Annotated in this window: 17 protein-coding genes and 1 pseudogene; 5 read left to right on the forward strand and 13 right to left on the reverse strand. The window is 58.7% G+C overall.

What is annotated here, in order from left to right; translation table 11 throughout:
- Nucleotides 1-61: 61 nt before the first annotated feature.
- On the reverse strand, nt 62-946 hold the full coding sequence (locus Q4B98_RS03555; RefSeq protein WP_303195466.1) for a DNA adenine methylase: 885 nt from the start codon (nt 944-946) through the stop codon (nt 62-64).
- 63 nt (nt 947-1,009) lie between these two features.
- Between Q4B98_RS03555 and Q4B98_RS10525 the strand changes: the two genes are divergently transcribed.
- The 3 genes from Q4B98_RS10525 (at nt 1,010) to Q4B98_RS03565 (ending at nt 2,162) form a co-directional block, all read left to right on the forward strand.
- The gene (locus Q4B98_RS10525) at nt 1,010-1,252 is read left to right on the forward strand and encodes a helix-turn-helix domain-containing protein (RefSeq protein WP_368492285.1); all 243 of its coding nucleotides are present in this window, start codon (nt 1,010-1,012) and stop codon (nt 1,250-1,252) included.
- Nucleotides 1,252-1,692, forward strand: a complete 441-nt coding sequence (locus tag Q4B98_RS03560; protein WP_303195467.1) for a DUF2240 family protein — start codon at nt 1,252-1,254, stop codon at nt 1,690-1,692. The genes Q4B98_RS10525 and Q4B98_RS03560 overlap by 1 nt, the downstream gene beginning before the upstream one ends.
- Nucleotides 1,693-1,811: 119 nt before the next feature.
- Nucleotides 1,812-2,162, forward strand: coding sequence for a hypothetical protein (locus Q4B98_RS03565; protein WP_303195469.1), 351 nt, complete (start codon nt 1,812-1,814; stop codon nt 2,160-2,162).
- 86 nt (nt 2,163-2,248) lie between these two features.
- Here the strand turns inward: Q4B98_RS03565 and Q4B98_RS03570 are convergent, their stop codons facing one another.
- On the reverse strand, nt 2,249-2,410 hold the full coding sequence (locus Q4B98_RS03570; protein WP_368492300.1) for a helix-turn-helix domain-containing protein: 162 nt from the start codon (nt 2,408-2,410) through the stop codon (nt 2,249-2,251).
- Nucleotides 2,411-2,565: 155 nt separating this feature from the next.
- Between Q4B98_RS03570 and Q4B98_RS03575 the strand changes: the two are divergent.
- A pseudogene (locus tag Q4B98_RS03575) lies at nt 2,566-2,842 on the forward strand (transposase); the annotation flags it as partial.
- Between the two features lie 262 nt (nt 2,843-3,104).
- On the opposite strand, the gene ilvC reads toward Q4B98_RS03575, so the two are convergent.
- The 11 genes from ilvC to Q4B98_RS03630 form a co-directional block, all read right to left on the reverse strand.
- Nucleotides 3,105-4,133, reverse strand: a complete 1,029-nt coding sequence (gene ilvC, locus Q4B98_RS03580; protein WP_303195471.1) for a ketol-acid reductoisomerase — start codon at nt 4,131-4,133, stop codon at nt 3,105-3,107.
- Nucleotides 4,134-4,178: 45 nt separating this feature from the next.
- The gene (gene ilvN / locus Q4B98_RS03585) at nt 4,179-4,685 is read right to left on the reverse strand and encodes an acetolactate synthase small subunit (protein WP_303195473.1); all 507 of its coding nucleotides are present in this window, start codon (nt 4,683-4,685) and stop codon (nt 4,179-4,181) included.
- Between the two features lies 1 nt (nt 4,686).
- Entirely contained in the window at nt 4,687-6,504 is a 1,818-nt protein-coding gene (locus Q4B98_RS03590; RefSeq protein ID WP_303195475.1) for an acetolactate synthase large subunit, read from the reverse strand.
- 225 nt (nt 6,505-6,729) lie between these two features.
- Complete coding sequence (locus Q4B98_RS03595; protein WP_303195477.1) at nt 6,730-7,140, reverse strand: HIT family protein; 411 nt, start codon at nt 7,138-7,140, stop codon at nt 6,730-6,732.
- Nucleotides 7,141-7,184: 44 nt separating this feature from the next.
- Nucleotides 7,185-7,946, reverse strand: a complete 762-nt coding sequence (gene hisF / locus Q4B98_RS03600) for an imidazole glycerol phosphate synthase subunit HisF (protein WP_303195479.1) — start codon at nt 7,944-7,946, stop codon at nt 7,185-7,187.
- Between the two features lie 43 nt (nt 7,947-7,989).
- Entirely contained in the window at nt 7,990-10,740 is a 2,751-nt protein-coding gene (locus Q4B98_RS03605; protein ID WP_303195481.1) for an RNA helicase, read from the reverse strand.
- A 116-nt stretch (nt 10,741-10,856) separates the two neighbouring features.
- Nucleotides 10,857-11,738, reverse strand: a complete 882-nt coding sequence (gene tatC / locus Q4B98_RS03610) for a twin-arginine translocase subunit TatC (RefSeq protein ID WP_303195482.1) — start codon at nt 11,736-11,738, stop codon at nt 10,857-10,859.
- Between the two features lie 3 nt (nt 11,739-11,741).
- Nucleotides 11,742-11,975: a twin-arginine translocase TatA/TatE family subunit gene (locus Q4B98_RS03615; RefSeq protein WP_303195483.1), complete on the reverse strand. Its 234-nt coding sequence runs from the start codon at nt 11,973-11,975 to the stop codon at nt 11,742-11,744.
- A gap of 93 nt (nt 11,976-12,068) precedes the next feature.
- Entirely contained in the window at nt 12,069-12,272 is a 204-nt protein-coding gene (locus tag Q4B98_RS03620) for a hypothetical protein (protein WP_303195485.1), read from the reverse strand.
- Nucleotides 12,272-13,273: a WYL domain-containing protein gene (locus Q4B98_RS03625; RefSeq protein WP_303195486.1), complete on the reverse strand. Its 1,002-nt coding sequence runs from the start codon at nt 13,271-13,273 to the stop codon at nt 12,272-12,274. Before Q4B98_RS03625 ends, Q4B98_RS03620 begins: the two co-directional genes overlap by 1 nt.
- On the reverse strand, nt 13,270-14,232 hold the full coding sequence (locus tag Q4B98_RS03630) for a YafY family protein (RefSeq protein WP_303195488.1): 963 nt from the start codon (nt 14,230-14,232) through the stop codon (nt 13,270-13,272). Before Q4B98_RS03630 ends, Q4B98_RS03625 begins: the two co-directional genes overlap by 4 nt.
- 69 nt (nt 14,233-14,301) lie before the next feature.
- Here Q4B98_RS03630 and gluQRS point away from each other — a divergent pair, with 69 nt between their 5' ends.
- Entirely contained in the window at nt 14,302-15,291 is a 990-nt protein-coding gene (gluQRS, locus tag Q4B98_RS03635; RefSeq protein ID WP_303195489.1) for a tRNA glutamyl-Q(34) synthetase GluQRS, read from the forward strand.
- The last annotated feature ends 32 nt before the right edge of the window (nt 15,292-15,323 follow it).

Genomic DNA, 15,323 nt, shown 5'->3' on the forward strand with positions numbered 1-15,323 from the left:
CTGACGCGGGCCTGCCCCTCCGTCACCCCGGTAGCGTCAACAACCTCATGAAGCGCAACAACTAGAAAAGCGTATCCTCGCCAGTTTCAGGAGTATAGGTGAGCAACAGGCGATCCGTTACATGCTCACTATCTAACACACTTCCACCCAACTGAAATCGACGAAGCATTGATTTTCCTACCGAAACCGCGACTTCCGTTTCGAACAGACCCTCAGGTAGGTCGAGGTGAATTTGATGCTTGCCGTTTCTCTTTGAGCCATCAATAGACAGTGCTACGAAGACGCCACGCTCTTTTGCATTGCGAATCCGCTCGACGAGATCCATGAAATCGAACGACTGGGCACCATAGAGAATCTTTTGCGTGTCCACATATGGCGGATCACAGTAGACCAGATCTCCAGCCTTAGGAAGCTCAAAAGCTTCACGATAATCCATGTGAAAGAACTTCGTACCCGAGATGCGCTTTCGCCATGCCACGACTCTTTGAGCAAAACTCTCAGTTGTGATAGGCATGTGCGCCCCGACGGGGGTAGACATATATCCATCTGTTTTTCTAAATCGGACAATACCTCCATAACAGGATCGCGTCAGAAAAATGAAGTCACGCGAATCTCGCGACATATTGAACCTGTCCAGGGCTTCCCGATATACAATAGCCTTATCAACTCCCCGTTCAAGCTGCGACCGATAGAAGTCGTAAGCATTAATCAACTCGTCAGGCGCATCTACCAACATCTGCCAGATATCGATCAGTGGTTTCAGAACGTCTGAGGCTACCGCAGAATCAGGTGCTAACGCGCCAAGTACAGCTCCTGAACCCAGAAACGGCTCATAGTAAGTACTAAATTCATGTGGAAAGCTCCCCACGATCAGAGAGGCCATACGTTGTTTATTGCCCACCCACTTCAGCAGCTGAGCAGGAGGTTTCCGAGGCGCTATCGACATATCCCCACCTTAGTCTGATATCCGATTTTCACATAATTGGATACCGCTTCATAGACTGTGCACGTGGACAGCGACCTACTACGCGCTCGCCGCGTATCACTTGCGCAAGCCATCAGGTCTGCGCGTCTACAGCGCAAGTTGACGCAGTCTGACGTGTCATCCGCCTTGGGCGTGCCCCAGTCGTGGGTCTCGAATGTGGAGGCGGGTGCTAGGAGGGTCGACGTCGCTGAGCTGATCGAGCTCGCCTCTGTTCTCGGTGTTTCCACGTCCGACCTAATAATTGCCATGGAGGCAACAGACGTCTAATGAAGAGCGCTGCACCTTGGAACCAAATGCCACCCGAGTTCTGGCACTACGTCCGTGTGTTATCTGAGCACCTCGGGTATTCTCGGCGGAAAGTTGTTATGCGACATGACGCTGAAACCATCACGCGCGGCCTGGAAGCATTGGGACTAAGCGCAGTACCACTTCAGAAGTCCGATGACACGTCCGTCTCAATCGGTGATCTTGTTGACTACTTTGCGTTCCAAGCAGAGCTAATTGAGGGAGACGTTGCACGGCATCTTCAGAGTGCAGCCCAGGCAAAGAGCCTGTTCGAAAAAACTGCGGACGAGTACACTACCGGCTACACCTCTCAGCTAAAAATGTTCTCGAAAACTCCAGGCTATATAGAGTTCGAGGCGGCGTACCTGCAATTGCGCCGTACAACAAACAAAAAGGCGACAAGCGGGACATTGATTTTCTGACGGCTACATCGAATATTCTAATCTCCTACTACCTTAGGGGGGATTATTTTGATCCGAACCCGAGGAAAGTTCCTGCTTTTACAGAGGATGGTGTAGTCGTAGGTTCAATGAGCCGCCGTATGGACGGCGCATTTCCTGATTGCGTTAACCAAGTCGCACTCTGGGAATTCAAGTGTTACTACTATACGACAACTTTCGGGTCAAAAATCAGTGACGCAGTCTATATCGCAGATCTCGACGGATATGAAAGAGCCGATGCTGAGGGGCAAACTGGGATGCCTATTCAGTTGACTCTATTCATTGATGCATACTCGACATGGATGGAGCAAGGCAAGAGTTATCTATGTCGAATTGTTGATCTCCTTCAGAGGGGAGCAATTGACAATCTGATAGTCGGGGCAGAAGTGGAAACAGAAATTCCTCAAATTGTTGAAGAGTGGCGGGCTGCTCTCACAGACAGGGACGGCTAAGGTCAGGCTTCTTTAACGAATGTCCAATTACATTCGTCTGGTTGCTCACTTTAAGAGATGCGACCTGCCATGCAGATCACACTCAACTAGGCACAACTAAGCAGGTGTCGGCAATGTCGCTCGAGCGTTTCACAAATCCGGGCGAGCATTTCATTAGTTACATTTTCTCCTTTTCCGAGTTTTGCCATGGTGGCAGCGCTGATGCTGGATTGTTCCTGGAGTTGTGTCTTATTCAGATCGAGGTCGATAAGGAGTTTGCAAAGAGGTTTGTAGGCTCATCACAAACGAGGTGTGGGTGGGTGATGGAATGGCGTTTTTTGGGGGGTAGGGGTCGAGGCCCCTCGACGATGGACGTTGTCACACTGTCTATCCAGAAGGCGTGTGATCCCACACCGGTACTGCCGACAAGTATGTGACCGTGGTCATCGACCTCACCCCAGTACGCCAGGGCACCGGGCCGGCTAGGCGACATAATTCCAGGAGGCTCTAAGAAAGCGTTTCAACCCTGGCTTGCTGCCCGCCCCCACCCCTGGCGTGAGGGTATCGAAGTGGTGGCGACCGATGGGTTTACCGGCTACACAACTGCTGCGGCCGAAGAAATACCCGAAGCGACCACAGTGATGGATTCGTTCCATGTGGTTCGTGTGGCTGGTGACGCCCTAGACCGTTGCCGAGTTCAATGGTCATCGTGGACGCACAGGCGATCTGCTCTACACCTAGCCACACAGGTGCCACCTTGTTGACACCCTGGCAACGGAACCATTTGGGAACACTGGCACGGCATAGCGGTGGGGTCGGGCTACCTCGCCCACGCCATCAACCCCACCTACCCCAAGTGCGAAGAGCCTATAACACAGCGCAGCGAGGTGCTCAGAACACGGCGCGAGGGCCCGCAGAACTACGGGCCCTCGTGGTCACAGATGTCAGGAACTCTCAGCGAAGTCAGCGAGCGGCACTGCCCTCGGTGTAGTCGTCGTCGGTGACAGCCAGCCAAGAGTACATCTTGCGCAGCTCCTTACCGGTGGCCTCGATCGGATGCTTGGCCTCCTTCTCGCGCAGCTCCTTGAACTCCACGGCACCGGCGTCCTGATCGGCAATGAAACGCTTGGCGAAGGCACCACTCTGGATGTCGTCCAGAACAGCCTTCATGTTCTGCTTGACGTGATCGTCGATGACGCGCGGACCCGAAACATAGTCGCCGTACTCGGCGGTGTCGGAGATCGACCAACGCTGCTTGGAGATACCACCCTCGATGATGAGGTCAACGATCATCTTCATTTCGTGGCACACCTCGAAGTAGGCCATCTCCGGCTGATACCCGGCATTGACGAGGGTTTCAAATCCGGCCTCGATGAGGTGGGACAGACCACCACACAGCACTGCCTGCTCACCGAAGAGGTCGGTCTCAGTCTCCTCGCGGAAGCTGGTCTCGATACCACCGGCACGCAGACCGCCAAGAGCCTTGGCGTAGGACTTGGTGAGATCCCAAGCTTTACCCGAGGCATCTTGCTCAACGCAGACCAGCACCGGGACACCGCGCCCGTCGGCGTACTCACGACGCACGATGTGGCCGGGACCCTTCGGAGCGACCATACAGACGTCGACACCCGCAGGGGCCTTGATGTAGCCAAAGTGAACGTTGAAACCATGGGCGAAGAACAGGGCGTCGCCGTCCTTGAGGTGCGGAGCGATCTGCTCGGCATAGAGCTGACGCTGGTTCTGGTCGGGGGCCAAAACCATGATGAGGTCAGCCTCCTCACAGGCCTCCTCGATGGGCAGCACACGCAGGCCCTGAGCCTCGGCCTTGGCGATCGACGAGGAACCCTCGCGCAGGCCGACACGCACATCAACCCCAGAGTCACGCAGGTTGAGGGCATGGGCATGTCCCTGGGAGCCGTAACCAATGACGGCAACCTGGCGGTTCTGGATGATGGACAGGTCAGCGTCGTCGTCGTAGTAGATCTTTGCCATGTTGTCTTTCTCTCCTTGTTCTGTTGCGGTCTGAAGCACTTCTGGTCACGCGGAGCGTTTTGCCCCGAGGGCGGTGGCACCACGATTGAGGGCCACCTGTCCAGATTGAACGAGTTCGATGATTCCGAACGGCTCGAGCATCTGTAGCAACGCATCAAGCTTCTCACGTCCCCCAGTCGCCTCAATCGTCAGTGAATCCAATGAGACGTCGACGGCCTTGCCTCGGAATAGCCCAACGGTGTCGATGATCTTCGATCGATTCTCGACATTGGAGCGCACCTTGACGAGGATGAGCTCGCGGGTCACCGCTCCGGGACTCAGCTCCACGATCTTGTGGACCTCGATGAGTTTGTTGAGCTGCTTGACCATCTGCTCGAGTGCTTGAGCCGAGACAACGCTCACCCCGATCGTCATTCGAGACTCCCCGGGATCATCAGTCGGCGAAACCGTCAAAGACTCGATGTTGTAACCGCGGCGGGCGAACAGGCCCGACACCCGAGTCAGCACGCCCGGACGGTTCGTCACCAACACCGACAGCACGTGTTCGGTCATCTCAGTTCTCCTCGGTTTCGTCGTCTGCGTCGTCCTTGTCGTCGACGGGTGCGACCTCGTCGCCAGAGTCTCCCCACACCGGGGCAAGGTCGCGGGCGATCTTGATGTCATCGTTACTGGCTCCGGCAGCCACCATAGGCCATACCATGGCGTCGGTGTGGACAACGAACTCCACCACCACCGGACGATCGTTGATCTCGTTGGCCGCCTTGATAGTCTCATCGACCTTGGCTGGATCGCTCACTCGGAAGGCCGCACAACCCATGGCCTCAGCCAGCTTCACGAAATCCGGGAGACGGTCCGAGTGCAGGTCTGTCTGGGAAAACCGGGAATTGAAGAAGAGGTTCTGCCACTGTCGGACCATGCCCAGAACATTGTTGTTGATGACAGCGATCTTCACCGGGGCACCGTTAAGAGCAGCCGTGACGAGTTCCTGGTTCGTCATCTGGAAGCAGCCGTCGCCATCGATACCCCACACAGTGGCATCCGGGCGTCCCACCTTGGCCCCCACAGCTGCCGGAACGCAATACCCCATCGTTCCAGCACCACCGGAAGTCAACCAAGAACGCGGCTTATCATGTGGCAGGAAATGGGAGGCCCACATCTGGTGCTGGCCCACTCCCGTCACAAACACGGTGTTCTCGGGGGCCAGAGCACCAATGCGCTGAATGACCTGCTGGGGTGAGATCTCGCCTTCGGGGACCTCTTCCCACGACGGCGCATAGGTGGCCTTCATGCGCTGCAGCTGGCGGACCCACGCCGAAATGTCCGGCAATTCCTTGCCTTCTAGGGATTCAGCCAACCGCGACAAAGTAAGCCGAGCGTCGCCGACGATCGGAACATCGGCATGACGATTCTTGCCAATCTCGGCAGGATCAATGTCGGCGTGGATGACCTTCGCGTCGGGAGCGAACGTGTCAAGCCGTCCTGTCACACGGTCATCGAAGCGGGTACCGACAGCAATAAGCAGATCAGCGCGTTGCAGCGCCCCCACCGCCGCCACCGCACCATGCATACCCGGCATCCCCAGAGCCAGCGGATGGCTGGCCGGGAACACGTCGCGGGCCATGAGGGTGGTCACAACCGGGATTCCCGTGATGTCCACCACGCGAGCCAATTCGCCAGCGGCATCGGCCTTCGCCACTCCACCACCGACATAAAGCACGGGGCGGTGAGCAGCACGGATGAGCTCGGTGGCCTCCTTGATTTGCTTGTTATGCGGACGAGTGGTCGGCTTGTAGCCAGGCAAGTCGTACTGCTTAGGCCACTTAAAGGGAACGACCGAGGTCTGAGCGTCTTTGGTGATGTCGATGAGGACCGGGCCGGGACGTCCGGTCGACGCGATGTGGAAGGCCTCAGCGATCGACAGCGGAATGTCCTCAGCGCGTGTGACGAGGAAGTTGTGCTTGGTGATCGGCATTGTGATGCCGCGAATATCAGCCTCTTGGAAGCCGTCAGTTCCAATCAGGCTGCTGCCCACCTGACCAGTAATGGCCACCAGTGGCACCGAATCGAGGTAGGCGTCGTAGAGCGGGGTGACGAGGTTGGTTGCGCCTGGCCCCGAGGTCGCCATGCACACACCCACCTTTCCGGTCGCAACGGCGTACCCCTCGGCGGCATGGCCAGCCCCCTGTTCGTGACGCACGAGGATGTGACGCACTTTGACGGAATCCATCAGTGGGTCGTAAGTCGGCATGATGGCACCGCCCGGAAGCCCGAAGACAACATCTACACCGAGTTTCTCAAGGCTCTCAATGACGATCTGTGCGCCAGTCATCATTCGTTGCTGCCGGGATTTGTCGGCCATGTCATCCTCCATCCGTGATTGTGAAACGGTGCCCTTCCATTGGTGGTGCCTAACCCCGAACAAGAAAAAACCCTCGCTGCCGATCAGGCATACGAGGGAGCGCCCTATCCGAGGATGAGGACGCTAGCCAATAACAAGAAGCTGGCCGCTCATGGCCTTGATCTTTGTGCATGAACGGCCAGCCGTCAACATTTACGGACAAACGTCTCACATTATGAACACTTGACTGTTTGAGGACTACTCGCTGTTGGTGTTGTCGGCCACGAGGGCAGCGACTTCCTCGACGGGACGCCGTGGCATGGCCGAGCGCATGGCGTCAATACCAGGCTCGCGGTCATATCGTGGAATGACATGGACGTGAAGATGGTGGACGCTCTGACCAGCGACCTCACCAGCATTCGACACAATGTTGACCCCAGATGCGCCCAATGAATCGACGAGGTGGCGAGCCACTTTCGTCACCATCGGACTGATACGGGCTAATTCCCCATCATCATCAAGAACGCTCGTGACATGCTTTCGTGGAATGACAAGGGTGTGGCCATCTTGGAAGGGCTCGATGTCGAGGAACGCGACCGAGGTGTCGTCAGAATCAACGATCGTTGCAGGGATGTCCCCCGCAGCGATGGAGCAGAAAAGGCAATCCATGAATCATGACTACCACAATGGCTCCGTCTCATGTCTCTGTCCGCTCAGCGAACCTCGAAGCCAGCCCCGCGCAAAGCATCCTTGACTTGGGCGATAGTCAGGGTGCGGTAGTGGAACACCGATGCAGCTAGCACGGCGTCGGCACCGGCCCGCGCCGCCTGAACGAAGTCATGCACCTTGCCCGCGCCGCCTGAAGCTATGAGCGGGACATCGACCGCCCGACGCACTGCTTCGATCATTTCGATGTCGAACCCGCCGGTCGTACCGTCGGCGTCCATCGAGTTGAGCAGAATCTCGCCGGCTCCCCTGTCGACAGCCTGACGAGTCCACTCGACGGCATCACGGCCAGCTGAACGACGTCCGCCATGAGTTGTGACACCGAATCCAGACGGCTGGTCTGGTTCGCGACGAGCGTCGACCGACAGCACGATGACCTGATTGCCGAATCGATCGGCAATCTCGTCGATAATTCCCGGATGTGCGATGGCGCCGGTGTTGATACCCACCTTGTCGGCACCGCAACGCAGCAGGACATCGACGTCGGCGACCCCACGCACTCCACCGCCCACTGTCAAGGGAACGAAAACCGTCTCCGCACATCTGGTGACCATGTCGCGAGTGGTGGCTCGCGCCTCACTCGACGCGGAGATGTCGAGAAACGTGATTTCGTCGGCTCCCTGGCGTCCGTACTCGGCTGCTAATTCCACCGGATCACCGGCATCACGCAAACCCACGAAGTTGACTCCCTTGACGACTCGTCCGTCCTTGACGTCGAGACACGGGATGACACGCACAGCCACAGCCATGGCCACAGGCTACCGCCACTGATTGTGACCGGCTGCGACGGCCTTACTCCTCTTGGTCCAGAGTGACAACACCACGCTGCATAGCCCCCACCACCTGTCGGCAGGTATGGGCGAGCTCCTCAGAAACTCCGGCATGAGCGATCTGACCTGCCAGATCGCAGACCTGACGCACCCGCCGCACGAAGTCGCCGGCACTCATGTCGTCAAGCACAGTCTCCAATCCGGCCCCGGCAGCCCAGGCATAGGCCGTTTCCGCGAACCCGATGTCCAGATCACGGGGGCGCTCGATACGGTGATCGCGCTCCAGTAAGCCGATCTCAGCACGCACGGCGCGAAGCCGGGATTCTGCAGACTCGCTGGTGTGATCGGGCATCCGGTGCAGGTGGCCGCGATCGCCAGGGCGGGATTCATGAACAATGGTCGACAACACCGCAGCCAGCTGGGGACAGTCCAACTCGTCGAAAACACCACGCCGAATGGCCTCGGCTGTCACAAGGTCGAGTTCGGAATAGATTCCTGACAGCATTCGGCCAGCGTCGGTGACCTCTTGGCCCCCTTCCCCGAGGTATCCCAGCGCCTCTAGAACGAGCACAATTCGTTCAAACTGGGTCGCAATGGACGTAGCCTTGGCACGCGCTTTCGCCAGCTCCCTTTCGCTGCGCCGCATTAGCCTCATGGCACGCTCGGCGAAGCGAGCGTGGGATTCCCGATCTGGACAGCAGTGGCAAGGATGGTGCCTCATTCGAGTCCTCAGGTCGCTGATGCGCTCAGCCAATTCAGCGTCCACTTCAGGGCGTCTCGGTTGGATAACCGGCTCTGTCAATCTGGTGAGTACTCGGTCAAAAGCCTTGCCCAAGGACCGCCGATCCGCCTGATTTCCTGGGTGGAAATGGCGCGGAACCTGGACTCCGGCAACCCTGTTGACGGGGGCGTCAATATCCTCATGACCGAGGCGAATCATCGTACGATTCGGGGTCATGACGAGCGGGTGTGGACGCCGCCTGCCATGGGTACCGGGATCGACGACAACAACCCATCCGGCGTGCGGACCAGAAGGTACCGCGATGACGTCGCCAGGATCGAGACGGGACAGGGAATCGGCGACCTGGGCGGTTTTGTCCGCCTTGCGCAGACGAGCCTGCTCGTGTTCCAGTTCGCGAATCTCCTCACGCATACGCGCGTACTCCACGAAGTCGCCGTGGTCGCAGTGGGCAGCTTTGAGGTAACTGTCAATCTCGGCTTGGGTCCGACGGCTGCGCACCGTTGAACCTCCCAGCCTGCGATCAGTCTGGAACTGGGCAAAGGAATGCTCCAACAGCCTGCGCGCTTTGTCACGCCCCATGGACCCAACGAGGTTGACGGCCATGTTATAGGTCGGGACGAAGGCCGAATTGAGCGGATAGGTGCGTCGAGAAGCTAACCCTGCCACCGCCCGAGGGTCCATACCGGCCTGCCAGCACACCACGGCGTGTCCTTGGGTGTCGATACCACGACGTCCAGCGCGGCCAGTGAGCTGGGTGTATTCACCCGGGGTGATGTCCGCATGGGTCTGACCGTTGTACTTGACCAGTTTTTCCAACACGACGGTGCGGGCAGGCATATTGATACCCAAGGCCAACGTTTCCGTGGCAACAACGACTTTGAGGAACCCTGCGGCGAACCCTTCTTCGACAATGGCTTTAAGTACCGGCAACAATCCGGCGTGATGGGCGGCAATTCCGCGTTCGAAGGCCGCCACGAAATGGTTCCAGCCCACCGCACGGCGCTCTTCGTCAGTCAGCCCCTGGCCATGGCGTTCGGCGATACGGCGCAGCTGGTGGGCCTCCTGGCCACTCGTGAGCACCACGTCGGTGTTGAGCAACTGGCTCACTGCGGCATCGCACCCGGCTCGTGAGAACACGAAGATGATGGCGGGCAGCAAGTTGGCTTTCTGAAGGGATCGCACGACTTGGATACGACTGGGCTGATTGCGAGGACCGCGCGGTCTGTCACGCCCGCCTGGTCCGCGACGCTGGGCAGAGGCTCCCCCAAACTTGCCACTGCCATAAGAGACACTGCGTTTCCCCTTACCAGAGCGACCTCGGGGGCGACGAGAGTCGTCACGGTGGAACCTGGACTCCTCCTTGGCGATGGCGACCAACTCCGGATTAACCTCGTTGTGGCGGCTCGGATCGAACAGATCATGGAGACGTCGCCCGACGGCCACGTGCTGGGTCAACGGGACAGGACGACGTTCGGAGACTACGACCCGAACATCCCCTCTCACCTCGTCAAGCCATTCTCCGAATTCCTCAGCATTGGAGACGGTCGCTGAGAGTCCGACAATCTTGACCTGCGGATCCAGACCGAGGATGACCTCCTCCCACACCGGGCCACGGAAACGATCAGCTAAATAATGCACCTCGTCAAGAACCACCCATCCCAAGGTGTCGAGGGTGCGGGAATTCCGATAGATCATGTTCCGCAACACCTCGGTCGTCATGACGACCACCGGGGCTTGCGGGTTAATAGTGGTGTCACCGGTCAGCAGACCCACCTGGTCCTCGCCGTGACGAGCCACGAGATCATGGAATTTCTGGTTCGACAACGCCTTGATGGGGGTGGTGTAGAAGCACTTCAGACCCGAGGCCAGAGCCAGATCAGTGGCATACTCCCCGACCACTGTCTTGCCAGCACCTGTGGGGGCCGCCACCAACACGCCTGCGCCGTCGTCGAGATCCTGACAGGCCTCCACCTGGTAGTCGTCGGGTTCAAAGGACAAGGCTGCGATGAACCGGTCAAGAGTCTCGCTCATACTTCCAACCTAGCGACCAGGTACGACCGTCAGAGCAAGCCGACAACGACACCATCCAAAGCTGACCAGTAGTCGTGTCGCGGTACAGCAGCCCCTGCCGCGTGAACTAGCCCGTCTCAGTCAACCTGAATCTCGAATTCGGACTTGTCGATTCCCATGTCGTCAGTCTTGTGTTTGCGTTCGTTGGTGCGGCATATCCACTCAGCAATCACGTACATCACACTCAACGGGACAGCGAGGGCACACATGGAGATGGGGTCACCCGACGGATTGACGAAGGCACCCAGGCAGAAGAAACCAAAAATGGACCACTTACGAGCCGCTTTCAACTGGGCCGACGACAGTACGTGAATCAAATTGAGCATAACCAGGACCACTGGCAGCAGGAAGCTCACCCCAAAGAGCAGGATGACACGTATTTCCAGAGCCAGGAAAGCATTCATGTCCAGGAGGTTGGTGATACCCATGCCGTCCGGGGTGAAATTCAACATCAGGGCGATACCCTTGGGAAGAACCCAGTACCCCAGCGCTGAACCAATCAAGAACAGCGGGATGGCCGACCCCAAGAATCGCATTGCCCATTTCTTCTCCTTGACCAGCAGGCCCGGAACGATGAAAGCCCAGATTTGGTACAGCCAGACGGGGCAGGCGGCGATGAGTCCGGCAACAATGGCCACCTTCAAGTTCAACAGAAACGGGGCGGCTACACCGGTATTGACGACCTGCAGTGAAGCCGTCGGGTTTTTTGCTTTGATCGCATGGGCGGCCTGCTGGTAGGGATACATGACGATCTCAACCAACGGCCGGTAAAACACGAAAGCCACGGAGCTTGTGATGACCACCGCGATGAACGACACGATGATCCGGTAGCGGAGCTCCCGAATATGGTCCAGGAGCGACATTGTGCCGCCCTCCCCAGCCTGGGGCGGGCGGAACCGCGCGAATCGACGGTGATCCTGCTCGCTCTCAGCCTGCTCGACCGGAGTATCCGTGGCCATGAGTCACTCTGTCGGCTTACTTTGGTCCTTGGCGACGTCAGCCTCGACGGCCTTGATGTCCTTTTCGGCCTCTTTATCTTTGCCTTTGTCGAGGCCGGCGGTCTCTTCCTTGAATTCACGGATGGCGCGACCGGCACCCTTACCGACGCCGGCGATGCGGGAACCGCCGAAAAGAACAAGCGCGAGGACGACGATGATGAGGATGGTCATCTCATTCGCGATGAGCAGAGGAGCCATTGCGGCTCTCCTTTCAGACTTGGCTGGCACCTAACCCCGTACCACACAGGGCAGTCACCAACTCGACGATCGGCGTTCAGGCTACCACGCCGATTACGATACCTTGGACCTTCCCGGCCCCTTATTAGCAGTGGTGTCGAGATCCTCCAGAATGTGAGCCAATTCATCGAGTCTGCCGGTCGCCCGTTCTACGTCGCCCATCAGCGCAGCAACCTTGCGCCACAACCAGATTGGGCCAACCACGATCTCGACGATGAACAGCAGAAAAGCGAACACCAGGACCCACACCCACCACATCAGGATTCACCCCCGGTCTCGCTCTGCGACACCTCAATACCGTTGGACACCTCAGTGTCGGGCACCTCAATGCCATTGGCCAGGGCCGCCGCGCGTGCCAGCTGAATCGCTGGGGCTGCCGCACGCGGCGGATCTACGGCAAGGACATCGGATCCCAGACCAACCATGAGTTCAGCCAGCCAGGTCGGTGAGGCAACAGCGAACGTCACCTTCCACACGTCGGCATCCTTGTCGACGTGCCGAACTGGATGGTATTCAGCAACCCACCCGGCCTGCGGGGCGAGGGTCAGCGTCACCTCGTCGACGACATCAGAAAACCACTGAAGTGTCTTAGGGGGACGGCCATGATTTGTGGCGTGTCCCACCCTCTTGCCTGTCACAATGCGGTCGAGGCGCCAGGTTCGCCACTGTTTGCGAGACATCGACCACCCGACGAGATAACGATGACCGTCGCGAACCTCGACTCGGACCGGGTCGACTATCTGGGTGTGCGGAGTCGGATCGTCGCCTCGTTTGTGAACGATCTCAATGCGCCACTTGTTGGCGCAAGCCCCAGTGAACCACTCTGAGCGCGGATCGTAATCGGCCTCCAGGCTAGCCTCCACCGGGTCTGGACCAGATTGCGGACACACTTGCCGCAGTTTCTCAACTGCGGATTCCACGGCTGGACGGACGGTGTCGTCTGCCAGATCGGCGATGACCTGCAACGCGGCCAGCAACGACCATGCCTCGTCAGGGGTCAGCCTCATGGGACGCGGCAGCGCGTCAGCATTCGTGATCGTGATCGTGCCATCGGAGTCGACCGCGTCCATGTCAATGTCGATCAGATCGTCAGGCATACCGCCTGGCAAGCCGACCATCCAGAGAATCTTGAGATCCGCGATCACTCGATCAGTGCTGACACCGAAAACCCGAGCAACCTCGGTGACGGCGACTCCGGGATGGGAACGCAAATATGGAATGAGCGCGAGCAGGCGCGCGGTATCAGTACGTGCGGTCATGAGGAACCCTCCTCCAACCGCAATACCGCCTGAATACGCTCTGCCAGAACTGTGCGAGCCTCCTCAGGGGCCAGCAGGATGATGCGTCCCCCCGCACGCAGCACTGCGGTGGCAGCCTCGTCATATCCGCCGAAACAGCCGGTGACCACCTCGTAGCCTTCGGGTACCGGTTCATTCCACTGCGCACGAGTCGTCATCACTCCCAAACGCACACCGGGAGCGACGGCCATAGTGACGTCGACCTCCTCAGGTTCCGGCGGTTCCAGACGATTAAGGTGGGCCTCAATGACCTCAGGCTCCGGGCTGGTGACGGCACCGGGTTCCCCGACGGTCGTCACCGCCGAACTGATTCGCGACAGCCGGAACAGTCGTGGCTCGTCGCGGTCGACGTCACGTCCGACGAGGTACCACCGACCGCGTCGCAAAGCCATACGCCACGGGTCGACGGTACGCTGCTTACCCCCTCGGTACCCAAACTTCACCCGGGATCGATCGATGGTGGCGCGCCACAAATCGGAAAATGATGGCGCGTCAGCTCCGGTGACAACCTGTGTGGCAATACCGGCTTCGGTGTCGGGCTCAACACCAGCAGCGCGTAGCTTCACCAAGGCTGAGGTGGAGGATTCGTCGAGAACGGATTCGCGCCACACCCTCGCCGCAGTGGCCAGAGCGTCGGCCTCGGCCTGGGTGAACTGCACAGGAGGTAGCTCGACATCAGCGCGGGGAATACGGTAGCCGACCTCGTCGCCGAAGAAGGTGTCGAGGGTCACGGACTCCACCGTTATGCCAATGCGACGCAGTTCCTCCTTGTCACGCTCAAAGGAGCGTTGGAAAGCGACCTCGGAGACCTTGCGGTAATCCTCGATCATGTCGCGCAGTTGCGCACGGGTGAGGGGACGATCGGTGACCAGGAGAGCTATAACGAGGTTGACCAACCTTTCCGAACGCTGCGCAGCCATCGGCACCCTCCTTCCAGCATTACAGCCTACCCATGTCTTCCGTGGCACCAATTGCCTACACTGCCCTTCGTGACCGATTTTGCCGCGATCCATTCCGTAGCGCAGCCATCGGCGGCAGCGGGGCGATTCGCCCCATCCCCTACCTCGGCTTTGCACTTGGGAAACCTCCGCACCGCGTTGGCAGCCTGGCTGCTGGCCCGCTCCTCAGGACGACGGTTCGTGGTGCGTATTGAGGATCTGGACCAGGCGCGAGTAGCAGCTGCCGGAAACATCGCCTCGACGCAGTTACGGGACTTGGAAACACTCGGAATCGATTGGGACGGGCCGGTCGTTCGGCAGTCGAAGCGCCTCGATCTCTATACAGACGCCGTATCTGGCTTGCAGACATACCCCTGCTATTGCACTCGTAAGGAGATCGCGGCAGCGGCCACAGCTCCTAATGAGGCTGATTGGCGGCCCTATCCGGGCACGTGCCGATTCTTGACCGCCTCTCAGCGTCAACAGCGTGCGATAAAGCGCCCGCCAGCCATCCGTCTGGCCAGCAACGCCGATTCTTATGAGGTCACCGATCTGGCTCGGGGACGTTGCCGGGGACGAGTCGATGATCTCGTCCTGGTACGCAATGACGGCACTCCCGCATACAACCTCGCGGTCGTCGTCGACGATGGACTCCAAGGAGTCGATCAGGTGGTTCGAGCCAGGGATCTGTGGTCCTCGGCACCACGTCAGTCTCATCTGGCCGAACTGTTGGGGTTTGACGCGCCCACCTATGCACACACAGGTCTCGTCACAGGCCCGGCGGGGAAGCGTCTTTCGAAGTCAGCAGGAGCTGTAGGGCTGACTGACTTGATTCATTGCGGGATCGACCGCAGCCGAATCCTGGCATGGCTGTGTCGATCCTTGGCACTCCCAGAGGTCAGTGACCCCCATGAGCTCATCGGTGCTGCAGCTCTCACTCCTCCCACTCCCCCGGCGATCACAACCCCACTGGATTCTGCTCGTCTCGACGGCCCGGTGGGATGGTGGAGCGACGCAGTCCTTTCCCTTGACGAGGTGTGACGGCGCATGAATTCCCTGTCATCACAGGACCG

This window comes from Cutibacterium sp., from assembly GCF_030525615.1.
GTDB lineage: Bacteria > Actinomycetota > Actinomycetes > Propionibacteriales > Propionibacteriaceae > Cutibacterium.